Below are 849 nucleotides of genomic sequence, written 5' to 3'. Positions count from 1 at the left end.
GCGATACAGGAATGCAGTCGCTGTATTTTGCGTTTCTGCTTCTGCCAGTTGTTGCTGAATTTGACCTTGCGGCTTAACTGTCGCTGAAGTCTCGCCAGCTTCTTCTGGTTTTTCTGAAAACTGTTTACAGGCTCAAAGACTGTGCCATCTGACAGCGTGGCGAGTTTAGCCACGCCAGCATCCAGCCCGACCATTGATGCTGAAGGGTGAACCGGAGTTGATACTTCACTTTCTGTCTGAATACTGATGTACCACTTACCGCAGGACTGGCTGACAGTGACATTTTTCACAACACCCGTGACCTGACGGCTGTTCCGGTAGCGCATCCAGCCCAGTTTCGGCAGAAAAATACGGCTGTTTTCCTGATCGAGCTTAACGCCCTGCGGATAGCGGAATGCATCATTCTGTCCCCGCTTTTTGAAGCGGGGAAAAGAGGTACGCTTCTGAAAGAAATTTTTGTAGGCTCGCTCAAGGTCTTTCAGTGACTGTTGCAATGGCTGTGACGGGGCATCTTTAAGCCATTGCGTTTCAGTGGCATTTTTCCACTCAACCAGCCAGGAAGCCATTTTCTCGTAAGGGATGTATTTATTACCGACCTCATGATTCTCATTCTGACGTGCCAGAGCACGATTGAAAACGAAACGACATGCGCCTGCGAAGCGCCTCATTTCACGCTCCTGTTGACCACCGGGTCTTAACTGGAATTTAAATGCTTGTAGTCGTTTCACAGGCCAAATGATACTTTGGTCTGTGAAAAAAGAAACCGATATCCGGCGTGGAAGGCATTGTGTTTTCCTGATGCATGTTCACCTGGTCTTTGTCACCAAATACCGACGTCAGATTTTTGAC

General features: G+C 48.4%; 1 protein-coding gene and 1 pseudogene. One reads left to right on the top strand and one right to left on the bottom strand.

What is annotated here, in order from left to right; all coding sequences use genetic code 11:
• On the bottom strand, positions 1 to 728 hold a 728-nt coding region (locus BHE85_RS16810; protein WP_146628271.1), incomplete at its 3' end, for an RNA-guided endonuclease InsQ/TnpB family protein.
• A gap of 7 nt (positions 729 to 735) precedes the next feature.
• On the opposite strand from BHE85_RS16810, the pseudogene BHE85_RS27625 reads away from it, so the two are divergent.
• A pseudogene (locus BHE85_RS27625) lies at positions 736 to 849 on the top strand (IS200/IS605 family transposase); the annotation flags it as partial.

This window comes from Shigella sp. FC1567 (assembly GCF_001743015.1).
GTDB classification, from domain to species: domain Bacteria; phylum Pseudomonadota; class Gammaproteobacteria; order Enterobacterales; family Enterobacteriaceae; genus Escherichia; species Escherichia coli.
This window is presented reverse-complemented; position numbering and strand designations above follow the sequence as displayed.